General features: G+C 42.4%; 18 protein-coding genes. 1 reads left to right on the top strand and 17 read right to left on the bottom strand.

Features of this window, described 5'->3' with window-relative positions:
• Window position 1: 1 nt before the first annotated feature.
• From acpP to OGM16_14710, 10 genes are all read right to left on the bottom strand, one after another.
• A complete protein-coding gene (acpP, locus tag OGM16_14755; protein UYJ46046.1) occupies window positions 2-232 on the bottom strand; it encodes an acyl carrier protein in 231 nt (76 codons plus the stop codon).
• 25 nt (window positions 233-257) lie between these two features.
• The gene (gene plsX / locus OGM16_14750) at window positions 258-1283 is read right to left on the bottom strand and encodes a phosphate acyltransferase PlsX (protein UYJ46045.1); all 1026 of its coding nucleotides are present in this window, start codon (window positions 1281-1283) and stop codon (window positions 258-260) included.
• Between the two features lie 183 nt (window positions 1284-1466).
• The gene (rpmF, locus tag OGM16_14745) at window positions 1467-1649 is read right to left on the bottom strand and encodes a 50S ribosomal protein L32 (protein ID UYJ46044.1); all 183 of its coding nucleotides are present in this window, start codon (window positions 1647-1649) and stop codon (window positions 1467-1469) included.
• Window positions 1650-1652: 3 nt separating this feature from the next.
• Complete coding sequence (locus OGM16_14740; protein UYJ46043.1) at window positions 1653-2180, bottom strand: DUF177 domain-containing protein; 528 nt, start codon at window positions 2178-2180, stop codon at window positions 1653-1655.
• A 163-nt stretch (window positions 2181-2343) separates the two neighbouring features.
• Complete coding sequence (locus tag OGM16_14735) at window positions 2344-3540, bottom strand: acetate kinase (protein UYJ46042.1); 1197 nt, start codon at window positions 3538-3540, stop codon at window positions 2344-2346.
• Between the two features lie 32 nt (window positions 3541-3572).
• On the bottom strand, window positions 3573-4568 hold the full coding sequence (pta, locus tag OGM16_14730; GenBank protein ID UYJ46041.1) for a phosphate acetyltransferase: 996 nt from the start codon (window positions 4566-4568) through the stop codon (window positions 3573-3575).
• 123 nt (window positions 4569-4691) lie between these two features.
• Window positions 4692-5024 (bottom strand): cyclic-di-AMP receptor, encoded by a 333-nt coding sequence (locus tag OGM16_14725; protein ID UYJ46040.1) that lies wholly within the window; start codon window positions 5022-5024, stop codon window positions 4692-4694.
• A 375-nt stretch (window positions 5025-5399) separates the two neighbouring features.
• Window positions 5400-6959, bottom strand: coding sequence for a trypsin-like peptidase domain-containing protein (locus OGM16_14720; protein UYJ46039.1), 1560 nt, complete (start codon window positions 6957-6959; stop codon window positions 5400-5402).
• A 224-nt stretch (window positions 6960-7183) separates the two neighbouring features.
• Entirely contained in the window at window positions 7184-8872 is a 1689-nt protein-coding gene (locus OGM16_14715) for a transposase (GenBank protein ID UYJ46038.1), read from the bottom strand.
• Entirely contained in the window at window positions 8872-9054 is a 183-nt protein-coding gene (locus OGM16_14710) for a hypothetical protein (protein ID UYJ46037.1), read from the bottom strand. Before OGM16_14710 ends, OGM16_14715 begins: the two co-directional genes overlap by 1 nt.
• A 443-nt stretch (window positions 9055-9497) precedes the next feature.
• On the opposite strand from OGM16_14710, the gene OGM16_14705 reads away from it, so the two are divergent.
• Window positions 9498-10748, top strand: coding sequence for a nucleotidyltransferase (locus OGM16_14705; GenBank protein ID UYJ48475.1), 1251 nt, complete (start codon window positions 9498-9500; stop codon window positions 10746-10748).
• On the opposite strand, the gene OGM16_14700 is transcribed toward OGM16_14705, so the two are convergent.
• From OGM16_14700 to coaE, 7 genes are all read right to left on the bottom strand, one after another.
• A complete protein-coding gene (locus OGM16_14700) occupies window positions 10741-11952 on the bottom strand; it encodes an SAM-dependent methyltransferase (protein UYJ46036.1) in 1212 nt (403 codons plus the stop codon). The genes OGM16_14705 and OGM16_14700 overlap by 8 nt on opposite strands.
• A gap of 18 nt (window positions 11953-11970) precedes the next feature.
• A complete protein-coding gene (locus tag OGM16_14695; GenBank protein ID UYJ46035.1) occupies window positions 11971-12612 on the bottom strand; it encodes an HAD family hydrolase in 642 nt (213 codons plus the stop codon).
• A 17-nt stretch (window positions 12613-12629) separates the two neighbouring features.
• Window positions 12630-13262: a histidine phosphatase family protein gene (locus tag OGM16_14690; protein ID UYJ46034.1), complete on the bottom strand. Its 633-nt coding sequence runs from the start codon at window positions 13260-13262 to the stop codon at window positions 12630-12632.
• Between the two features lie 32 nt (window positions 13263-13294).
• A complete protein-coding gene (locus OGM16_14685) occupies window positions 13295-14659 on the bottom strand; it encodes a PFL family protein (protein ID UYJ46033.1) in 1365 nt (454 codons plus the stop codon).
• Between the two features lie 107 nt (window positions 14660-14766).
• Entirely contained in the window at window positions 14767-15039 is a 273-nt protein-coding gene (locus tag OGM16_14680) for an ACT domain-containing protein (protein ID UYJ46032.1), read from the bottom strand.
• An 80-nt stretch (window positions 15040-15119) separates the two neighbouring features.
• On the bottom strand, window positions 15120-15917 hold the full coding sequence (locus OGM16_14675) for an MBL fold metallo-hydrolase (protein ID UYJ46031.1): 798 nt from the start codon (window positions 15915-15917) through the stop codon (window positions 15120-15122).
• Window position 15918: 1 nt separating this feature from the next.
• On the bottom strand, window positions 15919-16533 hold the full coding sequence (gene coaE, locus OGM16_14670) for a dephospho-CoA kinase (protein ID UYJ46030.1): 615 nt from the start codon (window positions 16531-16533) through the stop codon (window positions 15919-15921).

Here is a 16533-nt window from a genome sequence, read left to right as displayed (position 1 = left end):
TTTAGTTCAGTGCATTCTTAATCTGTTCAACTGCGTCCCCAACGGTAACGATCTGTTCTGCAGCCTCATTTGGAATCTCAATGTCAAACTCTTCTTCAATTCCCATGATGATCTGGAAAATGTCCAGAGAGTCCGCACCCAGGTCATCTACAAACGTAGCTGCCATTGTCACATCCTCCGGCTCAATGTTCAACACTTCTGCGATAATTCCCTGTAATTTCTCAAATTCCATTTCTTAGCTCCTCTTTCTTAGATCTTTATTCTTTGATTTCTTCTGTTTTTCCGTTTCCAACTGTCAAGGACTCTTTTATCTTTTCATTGATCTGCTGTTCCTTGAAAGTTACACATTGGATGATGGAATTGCGTACCTCTGTACGCTTTGAACTTCCGTGGGTTTTTACTACTAAGCCCTTTAAGCCTAACAATGGTGCTCCGCCGTACTGGCTGGCATCAAATGCCTTTAATGTGGTTTTTAAAGCTGGTTTGACTAAAAGCGCACCGATCTTGCTTCTTAGTGTGGCCATCATTCCCTGTTTTACCATGTGGATCAGTGTAGCTCCCACGCCCTCGTAAAGCTTAAGTATCACATTGCCTGTAAATGCCTCGCAGACGATCACATCTGCTCCGCCATGTGGGATTTCCCTGGCTTCAATGCTGCCAATAAAGTTGATATCCGGACATTCTTTCAAAAGAGGGAATGTCTCTTTTACAAGAGCATTTCCTTTTTCTTCTTCTGCTCCGATATTTACGATAGCAACTCTCGGATTTTTGATGCCGACTACATGTTCCATATAGATGGAACCCATCTGCGCAAACTGTACCAGATGAGAAGGTCTGGCATCTACATTAGCACCACAGTCGATAAGCAGTGATACACCTTTTTCAGTAGGGATAAGAGGTGCTAAAGGTGGACGTTCCACACCTTTTATCCTTCCTACGATCACCTGTCCGCCTACTAAGATGGCACCTGAGCTTCCCGCGGATACAAAAGCATCTGCTTCTTTATTCTTTACAAGATTCATGCCTACCACAATGGAGGAGTCCTTCTTTTTGCGAATGGCATTTACCGGCGGTTCTTCTGTGGTGATCACTTCTGTGGCGTTCACCACCTGGATCTGTTCTTTATTGTAAGTATATTTTGAAAGTTCTGCATTTACTACAGTTTCCTGACCTACCAAAAGCACCTGGATCCCTGGTTTTGCCTGTACCGCCTCTATGGCTCCTGCAACCATTTCAACTGGTGCCAGATCTCCGCCCATAGCGTCTACAGCGATTTTGATCATAAAAGACTCTCCTTTCGGTTTCGCAATACAGTTATTAATATACTAGATGTCGTATCATAAATCAATACGTTTTTCTGTGAATTTCACCCCATCTGTGAAAGGGTGGGGTGAAATTCCTTTTGGCAATAATAAAAGAGGATCCTGAAACCAATCTCAGAATCCTCTAATCTTTGTTTTTACAGATTATTCAGCTGTATTAACGATTTCGCGCTTGTTGTAGCTTCCGCAAGCCTTGCATACTCTGTGAGGCATCATAAGGGCTCCGCACTTGCTGCACTTAACCAGGTTTGGTGCGCTCATCTTCCAGTTTGCTCTACGGCTGTCTCTTCTGGCTTTAGAAGATTTATTCTTTGGACAAATAGACATGGTTTACACCTCCTTCAACTGTTTAAAAATATCCTGGATAACTGACATTCTTGGGTCCAGTGACCTGTTGTCGCAGTCACAAGTCCCTCGGTTGAGATTTGTGCCACATCTATTGCAAATTCCCTTACAGTTATCACTGCAGAGAACTCTCATAGGCAGGTTCAGGGTTAACTCATTACCAACCAGCTGGTCGACATCCAGATTATAACCATTAATATAGAACTGCTCATCCAAAGCTTCTATGCGGTCTTCCTTCGTCTGATTCATATCCAGCTCCTGGTCGATCTCCAGTTCAAAAGGAACTATTACCGAATCTAAGCATCTGGCACATGGCATTTCAAGACTTAAAACAGCCTTTCCTGCCACAGTCAATACCCGCTCTCCCTGGTTAGTGACAACCAGAGTCACCGGCTCTTTTTCCACAATTTTATAAGAACAGTCAGATCCTTTAAAATGTGTCATTTCCAATGGAACAGTATAGGTTTTGGATTTCCCTTCAACAGGGAACAGCTCTGATAAATTAATCAGCATATCATAACTCCTTGATATGCACCTATGCTATTATACATAGGCGCACCGGGTTTGTCAACAAATTTTTCTGAAAAAATTGTAACATTTGTTGCAGTTCATTCATAACATCTTCTTATTTCCATATTCAGCTAAAGAGAAAGTATGGATAAACTATTACAAAGTATTATTTTACCAGTCTTAAAGTTTCTCTTGCGATCGCAAGCTCTTCGTTGGTTGGGATCAGCATAACTTTTACCTTGGAATCTGGAGCAGAGATGATTCTTCTCTCTCCTCTTACGTTGTTAGCTTCATCATCGATCTTAACGCCTAAGTAACCTAAGTATTCGCAAACATTCTTTCTGGTAACCTTATCATTCTCACCAACTCCAGCAGTGAATGCAATAGCATCTACGCCGTTCATAGCTGCTGTGTAAGCACCTACATATTTAGCAACACGGTATACAAATGCATCCAGAGCTACTGCTGCCAGATGATTTCCGCTTTCCTTTGCCTTCTCAATATCACGGAAGTCACTGGAGATGCCACCGCTCATACCTAATACGCCAGACTTTTTATTTAAGATGTTCAGAACTTCATTTACATCTTTTCCTTCCTTGTTGCAGATGAACTGAACAACAGCAGGATCAACGTCACCACTTCTGGTACCCATGATCAGGCCTTCAAGAGGAGTAAGTCCCATACTGGTATCTACGCACTTGCCGCCAATAGAAGCAGATACGCTGGCACCATTTCCTAAGTGGCAAACAATAACTTTTGCCTTCTCTGGATCTAAGTTGCCGAACTTGATAGCCTCGCCGGATACAAACATATGGCTGGTTCCGTGGAAGCCATAACGACGGATACTGTATTTCTCATAGTATTCATGAGGAATAGCGTACATATAAGCCTTCTCTGGCATGGACATACCGAATCCGGTATCCCATACTGCTACGTTTGGCTTACCAGGCATAGCTTCTTCACAAGCCTCAATACCCATTAAGTTAGCCGGGTTGTGCAGAGGTCCTAAGTCAAAGCACTCACGGATAACTCTCTTAACATCCTCGTTTACTACTACAGACTCACTGTAAACAATGCCAGCGTGCAGTACGCGGTGTCCGATAGCAGAAATTTCATCTGTATTTGTGATAACGCCGTGGTCTTTGTCCTGTAAAGCCTCCATAACCATGTTGATGGCTACAGTGTGGTTTGGCATTGGGCTTTCAACCACATATTTATCTTTGCCTGCCGGCTGATGGGTCAGCTTGGAGCCTTCAATACCGATTCTTTCGCAAAGACCCTTAGCAACAATGCTTTCGTTGTCCATATCGATCAGCTGATACTTTAAAGAAGAGCTTCCGCAGTTGATAACTAAAATCTTCATAATAGGTGATTCTCCTGTATATTTATTAATAATTAGTTGTTCTGGCACTGTACAGCTGTAATAGCAACAACACCTACGATATCGTCAGCAGAGCATCCTCTGGACAGATCGTTTACTGGCTTGGCAATACCCTGGCACATTGGACCGTAAGCAGCTGCTTTACCAAGTCTCTGAACCAGCTTATAACCAATATTACCAGCATCCAGGTCTGGGAATACCAGTACATTGGCATGTCCGGCAACCTTGGAATCTGGAGCCTTGGAAGCGCCGATCTCAGGAACGATAGCTGCATCTAACTGCAGTTCACCGTCAAGTGCTAATTCAGGAGCCATTTCCTTAGCTAATCTGGTAGCTTCTACTACTTTGTCTACATCAGCATGCTTTGCGCTTCCCTTGGAAGAATGGGACAGCATAGCAACCTTAGGCTCATGTCCTACTAACATCTTGAAGCTCTCAGCGGAAGAAACAGCAATTGCTGCTAATTCTTCTGGAGTTGGGTTCTGGTTCAGACCACAGTCAGCGAATACAAATGTACCATTATCGCCAAGATCGCAGTCCGGAACTTCCATTAAGAAGAATGCGGAAACCAGCTTGGTTCCTGGTTTGGTCTTGATAACCTGTAAGCAAGGTCTTAAGGTATTTGCTGTAGAATGGCAGGCACCAGATACCATACCGTCAGCATCACCGTTCTTGATCATTAAACAGCCATAGTAAGCATAGTCTCCTAAGATGGTCTCCTTTGCTTTTTCTGGAGTCATGCCTTTTGCTTTTCTTAACTCAACGAAAAGATCGATATATTCCTGGGTCTTCTCATAGGTCTGTGGATTGATGATGGTTGCGCCGGAAACATCTAAGCCCTTGCTGTGTTCGCCGATATCCTCTGGTGTACCGATGATGATCAGGTTAGCAAGTCCCTCTTTTAAAATTTTCTCAGCAGCTTCCCATGTTCTGCGGTCCATGGACTCTGGAAGAACGATAGTTTTTTTGTCTGCTTTTGCTTTTTCTTTGATAATGTCGATTACTGCCATAATCTTATTTACCCCTTTCCTTATGTTGAAGCATATAACCTTATTATATACGTAGGCCCTTGCGGAAACAAGCTGAAATTAACGAAATCTTGCACTTTTTTTCATACTTTTCCAGTTATATGGCTATATTTTCTCGTAGTGGTCTACATTGATAACAAAAATCGTAGCACCGCCTACTTCTACGGTCATAGGCATAGTAGCATAATTTACCATAGCAGTACCGGAAATATAAGGCATATTTACAGTCAGCTTCTGATGCTGTCCACACTCCTGCTTGATCAGGGAGATCACCTCTTCTACTTTCTCATCTTCTACACCGATCATTAATGTTGTATTTCCCTTTTTTAAGAAACCACCGGTAGTAGACAATCTGGTCACACTGTAGTGATTCTGGTTTAAAAGGCTTACTACATCATCTTCATTATCATTGCGTACAATGGCGTATACTAATTTCATAGTCTTGGTCCTCCTTATTTGTGTTATGTTCTCTCGGAATCTTTCTGTACCTGATTTTGTGAGAAGATTTTTTGTCAGTTGTCCCCAAATTTTTGAGGCGTACATTGATGAAATTTGAGTGCGACTGGCAAAAAACCGGCCGCAAAAGCAAGTGCAGGAAAGACTCCGAGAGGACATTGTTTATAGATCCACAGGCACGCTTACGGACTCTGCTGTCGCAGCCGCCTGCTTTTTCATACACTTATTATAGTATAGCATATAAATAAGAAAACAGGCACCGAAATTTCTCTCCGATGCCTGTTTTTCTATTATTTCTAATATTTTTAATATTTTTCTAATGCATCTGCCTGATCAGGGCAAAGCATCTTCTTTATTTTATGAATTAGATGCCGGCTTTGTTCCTAATGTGATCTGTACGTTATGCTCCACGTAAACTCCATTTACAAGGGACTGTACAGTTAGTTCAACCGTGGAACCGCCTTCATAGTAAGTGAGCATCTGCTTTAATTCTTCCATGTTAGTAACCGACTGTCCATCAAATTTTGTAATGATGTCCTTTTCCTTTAAGTCAGAGTTTGCTGCTGCTCCGCCTTCAACGATCTTGTATACATAAATACCAACCGGCATACCATATTCCTTAGAGGCATTTGCATCAATATTAGTTCCCTGGATCCCCAGGTAGCCTTGTGCACTTTCATCCACAGCTTCTCTGGTCTTTTTTGTCATCAAATTATTTAAAATTTCCTGGGCTTTTGAAATTGGGATTGCAAATCCCATACCTTCTACTTCTGTAGATGTGTTCTTTGCAGCATTAATACCGATCACATTGCCGTTTAAATCAAGAAGCGCACCGCCGCTGTTGCCAGGATTGATAGCTGCATCTGTCTGGATGTACGTGTGCTGGATACCATTTTCATCTGTGATCTCACGGTCTAAGGCACTGATATAACCAACAGTCAGTGATTGTCCATATCCAAGGGCATTACCGATAGCAATAACCTGCTCTCCCACTTTTACATGGTCAGAATCACCTAAGGTTGATACTTTGATCTTACTCATGGTATCAGATGGGATATCAGAAAGCTTTACTGCAATGATCGCCAGATCTGTTGCAGAATCTGTACCTTTTACTGCGGCAGCTACCTGTGTGCTGTCTGTAAATGTAACCTTCATATCCGTTGCACCGGAAACAACGTGGTTGTTAGTAGCAATCAGAAGCTCTGCATCATTCTGTCCAACAATAATACCGGAGCCGCTGCTTTGTGCCTGATAAGTCTGAGGCATACCAAAGAAATTGTTCTGTTCAACAGTCATCGTATCGTTGATGGCTACCAGCGAAGGCATTGCCTTTTCTGCAATAGAAGAAACATCCGTTACCGTAGATACAGGTGTTGTACTCTGGTCATCAGAAGCTGCCTTTGTTTCCGGTATCTGCGCTGTTGTGGTGCCTTCTGTTTCTGCTGATGCAGAAGCTGTTATATCAGAAAGACCTGTAAGACGGGCTCCTACATAATTTACTCCTGTCATCACACCGCCTGCAACTGTTCCAAAGAGGACGGCAGCTGCTGTGATACCAGCGGCTTTTCTGACCCAGCTGTTTTTGCGTTTTGGCGTCTGAGGTGCTTCACGGTACTCATTACGATATTCATTTCTGTAAGTTTTTTCTCTGCCTGGCGCCTGCTGTCTGCTTTCCTGCCACTGGGTCTTTCTCTCAGAAGCAGATTTTTCAGGGAATGTCCTCTCTTCAGAAGCTCTGCCGGATGTATTTTTTTCAGGAGCATGATCTTCTGGGCAACTGGTGCGGTTTGGTGTAGTCCAGTTTACATCCTGAGCATCATATGAAGACTGCTGCCTGCATTCACCTTCATGTTCATCTACATCATCCATGATCTCTGTTCTTTTATCTATCTTGTTTTCTCTATCTTCTTCGTACATACTAAAACGCTCCTTTCAGGTGCTTCTATATAAGCTTTCATTTAAATATCAATTGGATCTTTTGTTTTTCTTTCCTTTTGATGACTACAATATACCTTTCCTTTTTGACATAATTGTGATGTAATTGTGTATATTCTGTGTCCTGTTTTTAAGACGTTACTATACACGGGCAGACTTGTGTACAACCACTCGGTCAATTAAAATAAGGGAGTCTGATGCACAAATCAGGCTCCATATCTTCTGTTAAAGATTTCCATGACAGCAGTATAAATGTTGGGGTTGTTTTTTCGTACTTCAAGCAGCACACCCTTGCTATGACATAATTCTTCGATACTTTCAAGGCTTCGAAATGTCATTGCAAAAGTCTGTTTTCGTTTATAATCTCTCAAACAGCGTTCTGCGGTATTGTTTGTGGTTGGCACCCTCATGTCATGCAGGAAAAGAAGATGCTCTGTTTTATATTCCTGCATCCGGCGATATAAGTTGTAGCCTTCGCGGTAATACGGGCTTGGCTCATTACGTTTGTATTCTTCTTTAGCTTTGTCCAGGATTTCCTGATACTCTGTCTCAAAGCCAGATACTGTTTGAGCGTCTAACGATGCTTCACCAGTATGTTCTTTCCGGTAATGTATCATTCGTTGGAGCAGTTCTCTCATTCGCCGGTTCCAGGTAAGGGATGCCTCATTTTCCATGCTGTCTTTCAGATACCGTTCTACATGCGCAAGGCATTCCTGATGAGCGCTTCCATAACGGTAAAAAGTAATTTCATGATCGTGTACCAGAATCCCCCGGAAATCTTCTGTTACAGTTCCCTTTACGCCTTCATGCCCCTTTTTCTCACGGGCAAAGTAAAGTACCTTTTCCTCATCTGAAGATGCGCAGACAAATACATAGGCGCTTTCTCCATTTACGCGGGCATTTGTACAGTCTGTATGCAGAACCGGGCAGGACAGCAGGTCTGCAAAGATTTTTTTCCGTTCTGTTTCTGTTTTGGAAGAAAACTCACGGCAGAGTTTATTGATCATTCCTCTGGAAATTTTCAGCTTTCCACCTGTCAAATCAGAGAGAAAGCGCTGGCTTTTATCAATGGAAACTGCACAGTCTGTATTTAACAGAAATAAAAGTGACTTGATGCTGCCATCATAGTTCACATCATCAACCACTCCTGCGGGAAAAGCTGCATGGACTTTTTCTCCCGTCTTGGAGTTACGATATACATCTGCCTGATATTCCGTTACATGAAGAATCATTTCAATGGAAACAAGCTGTTTGGTTATGATCTTCTTTGTTTTTTTGAAATCCGGATCCTCTGCCACAATTTTGGGCGCAGGCAGATGTACAGTCTGAGTTGCTTCCTGCTTTTTCCTTCCATGATGGGCGTGCCCTGGCTGCGCTCCGGGTTTTCTTCCAGTGCGTTCACGATTGTTGGATATTTTTCGACGGTTTCTTGATTGTGATGACGGAATGGAGGAATTTTCATAATCACGGTTCAACTGTGCCAGAAGTTTCTTATTCTGTCCCTCTGTTTTTTCCAGCTGATCCTTTAGCTCACTGTTTTCACGGCGCAGTCCAGTGACCTCAGACAATGCCTGATCACGGCGTTGTTCTGCGGCAAAGCGCATTCTTTTAGCCTTTTTTAATGCATGCTCCAGATCTTTCATCTGTGCATTCAGTTCCTTAAGTGCATCTTCATATGCCTCTTCGCACCATTTCCAGGCTTTTCTTACATCTTTGCGAAGATTTTCAATCGTTTGTTTCAGACGTTTTATCTGTCGGCGGTACTCATCAAGTACTTTTTGATGTTCCATTTGAATCTGTTGGAATCGTTCTCCTGACTCATGATCGGCTACTTTTTTTCTCAATATTCGGTTTTCACACTGCAACGCTCCAATATATTCAAACGGCTTTCCCATTATGATTGCTCCAATGCTTTAATGATTTTATCCTGGTTTTCAATCAACTGTTTCAGAAGACGGATCTGTTCTTCCTGGGCTTTAATTGTTTTTAAAAGTTCTTTATTTTCTTTTTCGTACTGTTCGCAGACACCCTTTTGAAGTTTCAGTAACTGCTCGATTTTTACAGACATGTCATTCATGCTCATCCCTCTTTTCATGGAATGATTATAGCAGAAGATCTGAATTTATGCGAATTTGCAGGAGATGATCATTCGTCATTTTTTCATGTGAATAACTCTAAAAAAATGGTCAGATAAGAAGCTGGCGTGGAGAAACCATCCACAAAAATCGATGAATTCAACACGCCTCAAAAGAGAATTTATAGATACTGTTGATAACTTAAGCAATAAAACATGTAGCCGGAAGCGATATCCGCAGAATTTCTTCCGGCTAAAATAGTTTTGATGAAAAAGAAAAATGATTTTCGTCACTTTCCACAATGAAAATGAACTACCCGTGTATAGTAACTTTAAGACATAGTACATCGTTTTTGAAACAATGTACTGGTAGACGAATCTGCAGTCCACAAGTATAATGATATCATAAATTATAGAAATAATAGGAGAATAAACAGGGAATGAAGATGAATGTAACCGGGATTGTAGCTGAATATAATCCGTTTCATAATGGTCATGCTTATCAGATCAGGGAAGCCAGAAAGCTCACAGACTGCGATTACTGTGTAGCTGTTATAAGCGGTGATTTTGTCCAGCGCGGTGAAGTATCTGTTTTCAGCAAATATCTTCGCACAAAAATGGCTCTTTTAAGCGGTGCAGATCTGGTGCTGGAGATTCCGTCTATTTTCGCAGTCAGCAGCGCCGAGGATTTTGCCGCCGGTTCAGTAGCTCTTCTTGATAATCTGGGGGTAGTGACCCATCTTTGTTTTGGCAGTGAGCTGGGTCAAAGTAAGAATTTTATGAAAGCTGCAAAGATCCTTGGAAAAGAGTCTGCTGCGTTTTCAGGAAAATTAAAAGAAGGTCTGCAAAATGGTCTTTCCTGGCCTCAGGCAAGAGCCTTTGCCTTAAATGCAGAATTGTCTTATCATGAAGGGACAAAGGACAGTAAAGAGATCATATCTCTTTTAGAAACGCCAAATAACCTGTTAGGCGTGGAATATTGCAAAGCATTATTAAGAAGAGGAAGCTCCATTACGCCGGTTACTGTCAGAAGAAAAGGAAATGGTTATCACAGCGAGGACTTAGACGGAGAAATGGCTTCTGCCTCTGCTATCCGAAAAGGGATTTTTGCAAAAGCCGGAGCAGATACTTCTTTCCTCTCCCAGATTCCGGAAGAAATACAGTATCTTTTCAGGGAAGAGCTTCCTTTACAGGCCAATGACCTGTCCGACCTGTTAAATTACCGTCTTCTGACCTTAAACCGGGATCATATTCCTTTTTCCATTTTTTCAGATGTTTCCAAAGATCTGTCCGACCGCTTAGAACATGTTCTCTATGATCAGGAAAGCTTTGAAAAACGCATTTTCCAGTTAAAAACAAGGCAGTATACCTACACACGTATCAGCCGCTGCCTTCTGCACATTCTTTTAGGGATCACAGATGAAATGGTATCAGCCGGAAAAAAAGCAGGATATGCCCCTTATGCCCGTATTTTAGGTTTCCGAAAGAACAAAGCAGCTCTTTTAGGGGAAATAAAAAAGCATACCCGGATACCATTAGTCACAAAGACTGCCGATGCATCCAGGATGCTTTCTGATACTGCAAAATTGATGTTTGAACAGGATCTGTATGCTTCCCATGTACGTCAAAGCATTCTGGCTTCAAAAACCGGACAGCCGGTGCGAAATGAGTACACGCAGCCTATCTGTATTATTTAGCAGATGGATCAAGTTCCGGTGCTAAAAGCCGTACAATCGCCGGATCAGCATGTAAAAAACGGATCAGTTCCTTTACCTGCTCTCCTGCTTTTTGGCGTTTTTCTTCTTCTGCCGGACTTATTTCATTTTTCTTTCTGGAAACAGCACGCAAAAGGATATTTTTCGGAGTATGCTCCATATCAATGAATTCCAGGATCTGGGTATTGTAGCCAGTGTACTCTAATATCTGGGCACGGATAGCATCTGTGTAAAGAGCCGCCATTCTTTCTTTAATAAGACCATATTCCAGAACCGGCTGCAGCAAGGGATTTTTGATCTGCTTATTTAATTCATGCTGACAACAGGGAACAGATAAAATAACCTTTGCATCCCAGCCAACTGCCTTTTCCAGTGCATAATCTGTTGCCAGGTCACAGGCGTGCAAAGTAACCACCATATCTACATGGTCTACTCCTTCATAAGAGGCAATGTCTCCGCAGGTAAAGCTTAACTTATCATAGCCATAGCGGATAGACAGTTCACTACAATGGCGTATCACTTCTTCCTTCAGGTCAAGTCCAATGATGCGTACCGGATATCCTTTTAATTCCTTCAGGTAATAATACATGGCGAAAGTAAGGTAAGACTTTCCGCAGCCAAAATCAATGATGACATTTTCCTTGTGTTTGTCTAATTGAGGCAGAATATCTTCAATAAACTCTAAAAAACGGTTGATCTGACGATACTTGTCGTAACGGCTGTGAACGATCTGTCCCTCTTTTGTCATAACACCCAGGTCCACTAAAAACGGGACAGGTGTGCCTTCCGGAAGCAGATATTGCTTTTTGCGGTTATGTTCTAAGGTCTTCTGAGTAATGATCCGGGCCTGTTGTTTGAATTTTACTGTCATTTTTCCTTTTTTGCTTACAAGTACGGTTCCTTTGCCTTTGGCAGATGTGATCTCGCCCTGGCGAAAATCGTGAGCCAGACAGTTTTCCACATAAAGAATGGCTTCATCTATGTTTAAATTTTTGTGAAATGCCTGTTTACCCCGCTGTTCTTCTGCCTGAAAGATCAGTTCACCTTTTAAAAGAAGAGGACGGATCTTTGTCTTTGAAAATGTTGACGCATCTACAGGATTGGTTAAAAGGATGCGTTCCAGATCTTTATCCAGGCAAAATTCCAATATCTGGCGCAGTCTTGCCTGTTCATTGAGTTCTGTCATAAATCTCTCTTCTCCCCTTTAGTTTTCCTTAAAAAATGTTTCTGCAAACGGTACAAGCTGCGCAAGATCGTGGATCACTGCTTCGGGATCTTCTACTTTTCCAAAGCCATATGCAGCATGGACAAAGGGGATGCCGGCATCCTTTGCTGCCTGGGCATCCATAGCTGTATCGCCCAGATAAAAGCTGCGATCCAGATGATTGCGCTGGATCACAAGGGAAATATTTTCAGCTTTAGACAGATTTGTATTTCCGTAACATTCGATGTCTGTAATATATTGTTTCAAGTCACAGGCTTCCATCAGCACTTCAATATATCCGCTCTGACAGTTGCTGACAATGAACAGCTCATATTTTTTACTAAGTTCAGAAAGGACTTCCTGTACATTTGGATAAAGTGTTCCCGGATGGTCTAAAAGATACTGGTTTTCATAGTTCATACAGGCTGCCATTACTTCCATCCGTTTTTCTACGGGAAGATCCGGGAACAGGGCATCGCCAAAATCTTTCATATTTTTGCCCATATTCCGGCTGATCATATCCGGAGTGATAGGTCTTGGCCTGTTTAACAGCTTTTCGGCTGCTACCTGCCAGGACTGTGCTACCTGGGTTGCAGAATCCCATAGTGTTCCATCTACATCAAAAATAATCCCTTTTTTCATTTTGCCCTGTTCCTTTCTTATCCTTTCCAGCTGCTTCTTAAAAGCTCTGGATATTTGTCCAAATGCGCATGATCATTAAAACATTCTAAAGTAAATCGTTTATTTTTTTCGTCCCAGTTAAGTTCTGTAATGCTGCAGTTTTCCAGTTCCTTTCCAAGGATGCGGAAACGGCTTAAAGGAATCCCTGTATAGTATGCAGCCATAACCCGGATCAGTCCCCCGTGGGTCACTACTGCAACCCGTTCATAGCCGGTTTTTACCAGTTGTTTTAGCACCGGATCGGCCCGTTTTACCACATCAGCGGCACATTCTCCCCCTGGATAAGCCAGGTCTCTTTCCATTTTCGTCTGTTCTTTCTTAAAATCTGCATATTTCACAGCAATCTCAGTATCAGAAAGACCTTCCATGTCCCCAAAATCGATTTCACGAAGTTCCGGACAGATCATATGCTCTACATTCCAGTAAAGATTAGCTGCCTGGGCGGTTTCTATTGCACGCAGCAGATCGCTGGAATACACAGCCTGGATATTTTTCGGAAAAAGCCGCTCGCCTAAAAGGGCTGCCTGACGGTAGCCCTCTTCACAAAGATCAACATTTACATTGCACAGGCGGCTGTTCTGCCGCCCGTGACGTATGAGATATAATTTCATAAAATATATGCCCTGCTTATAATCAGTGTCCGTTAGTTCTTAAAGCTGTGGATTGGAGCCGGGATACGTCCGCCTCTGGTAACGAATTTCTCACAGGAGAAAGTATTTACCGGAATGATCGGTGCATAACCTAAAAGACCGCCAAATTCAGCAGTATCTCCCACTTTCTTGCCGATAACAGGGATCAGACGGACTGCTGTGGTCTTCTGGTTTACCATACCTATAGCTGCTTCATCAGCAATAATGCCTGCAATGGTTGTGGAAGGTGTATCTCCAGGAATAGCGATCATATCAAGACCTACAGAGCAAACACAGGTCATTGCTTCCAGCTTTTCAATGGTAAGGGCACCCAGGCTTACAGCATCGATCATTCCCTGATCTTCACTGACAGGGATAAATGCGCCGCTTAAACCACCTACATAAGAAGAAGCCATAACACCGCCCTTTTTCACCTGGTCATTTAACATGGCAAGTGCTGCGGTAGTTCCAGGTGCACCTACACGTTCCAGACCAATCTCTTCCAGAATTTCAGCCACGCTGTCGCCTACAGCCGGTGTAGGAGCCAAAGAAAGATCGATAATGCCAAAGGGGATGCCCAGACGTTTAGAAGCTTCCTGAGCTACCAGCTGTCCTACGCGGGTGATTTTGAAAGCAGTCTTTTTAATGGTCTCACAGAGGACTTCAAAATTTTCACCTCTTACCTTTTCCAGAGCCACTTTTACAACACCAGGTCCGCTGACACCTACATTAATGATGGCATCTGCTTCTGTTACACCATGGAAAGCACCTGCCATAAATGGGTTATCATCTGGTGCATTGCAAAATACCACTAACTTGGCACAGCCTAAGGAGTCATTGCCTTTGGTTGCCTGGGCAGTTTCTGTTACAATGCGGCCCATAAGTTCAACTGCATCCATATTCAGACCGGTCTTTGTAGAACCTACATTAATAGAGCTGCATACACGGTCTGTGGTAGCTAAAGCTTCCGGGATAGAAAGGATCAGGTTTTTATCAGCAGTGGTCATTCCCTTACTTACAAGAGCAGAATAGCCACCGATAAAGTTGACTCCTACTTCCTTTGCTGCTCTATCCAGAGTCTTTGCTATGGTAACGAAATCTTCTGGCTTTTTGCAGGCAGAACCTCCTACTAAAGCGATAGGAGTAACGGAAATACGCTTATTTACAATAGGGATGCCAAAATCTCTTTCAATATCTTTTCCTGTAGAAACCAGGTCTTTTGCCAGAGTGGTGATCTTTTTATAGATTTTCTCATTTACAGCATCCAGATCACTGTCCGCACAATCAAGAAGGCTGATACCCATGGTGATGGTACGCACATCCAGCTTCTCATGTTCGATCATATTGTTGGTTTCGTTTACTTCATATATATTAATCATAACCTGTTTTTCCTTTCAGATGTTAGTAAGCAGATATGTTACCTGACGGTGAAATAACGATAAATAAAAGTCATCTGCTACAGTCCTTGGCATGAATACTTCCAAAATTAGATTCTATGCATTTTTGTAAATATTTCTTCTCTCTGGATCTTTACAGTTACGCCAATCTCTTCTCCAACTTTTTCAAGTTCATCTGCAACCTCTCCAAAGGTTTTTTCAATGTTGGTCACATCCACGATCATCATCATGTTAAAATAGTCCTGTACGATGGTCTGGGAAATATCCAGGATGTTTACATGGTTTTCTGCCAGATAAGTACATACCTTTGCGATAATTCCTACTGTGTCTTTTCCTACTACTGTGATAATTGCCTTACTCATTTTTCAATCTCCTCTTCTCTTTTATATACATACGAACCCTGTGGGTAAACGATTTACAGCCAGTTTACACAGCCGGTCCGTTATAAGTAGATTACCTCACTCATTTTATCTCTGGATGCAACAGAAATGGAGAAATCTGATGCTCCATATGGGCAGTCTCCCTCGTCAATTTCCAAGCGGACTGTCTCATAAGCCAGTTCTGCATAATTATTTTCTTTGCTTAAATGACCTAAGAAGATCTTTTTCAGGTTATCATGAAGGATATTGTTTAACAATCTTCCTGCATTTTCATTGGATAAATGTCCGTGATCCCCAAGGATACGGCGTTTTAAATAATAAGGATACGGTCCTGTCTCCAGCATGCGCACATCATGGTTGGATTCTAATAAAAGGGCATCCAGTTTCTGAAGATGGTCAATGGTATACTGGTCAAAATGCCCCATATCTGTGGCAACTGCTACTGCTTTAGAACCGCTTTCCACCCGGTAAGCAACAGGATCAACTGCATCATGATCGATCTTAAAAGGTTTTACCGTCAAATCACCTATCTGAAAATCCACATCCGGCTCAATAGGGGATAAAAGGCTGGTATCAAAGACACCTAATGTCTTACAGGCTGCGATCTCATCTAAGGTTCCTTGGGTCCCGTAAATAGGAAGATGATACTTTCTGGAAAGAACTCCCAGTCCTTTAATATGATCTGAATGCTCATGGGTCACTAAAATGCCTGTTACGTCAGACCCAGTCAGTCCAATATCATTCAAGCCTTCCTGGATCCTTTTGTTGCTGATGCCTGCATCTACTAAAAGATGTGTATTATCTGAACCTATGTAAATACAATTGCCGCTGCTGCCGCTCGCTATGCTTACCATTCTCATGTTATTTTGCTACCTTATCTTTGTCCTTTTCTAAAAGGGCATCTATCTGTTTTCTGGTCTCTTCTTCAGAGCCGCTGTTATCGATCTGGGCATCAGCGAAGCTTCTAAACTCGCTTTCTGTTGCCTGATTTGCCATAATGCTCTCTGCTTTTTTGTCAGAATAACCCCGGCTTTCTTTCAAACGCCGGATACGCACCTCTCTTGATGTATAAAGATACCACATTTTATCACAGATGTCACGAAAATCTTTTGAAGGAACAGCAGCTTCGATAACTACCGGCTGGTCAACATGTTTACCTGCTTCTTTGCGGATCGCTTCCCAGACTAAAGGATGGGTAAGCTGATCTATTTTCTCTCTTTTTGCTAGATCATTAAAAATAATGTCGGCCATGATCTTCCGGTCGATCTCACCGTTTTCCTGTAAAATCACAGGACCTAAAAAATCGCATACTGCCTTATAAGCTTCTTTTCCTGGCTCCATAAGCTTTCTGGCCATCAGATCAGCCTGTATAACGTAAAATCCGTAGTTTTCCTGTAAAAATGACAGGACAGTACTTTTTCCGGCGCCTACTCCACCTGTCAGTCCGATCACCGGATATCTTCCTTCCTGCTGCAT

This window comes from Lachnospiraceae bacterium, from assembly GCA_025758065.1.
Lineage (GTDB): Bacteria > Bacillota > Clostridia > Lachnospirales > Lachnospiraceae > Enterocloster.
This window is presented reverse-complemented; position numbering and strand designations above follow the sequence as displayed.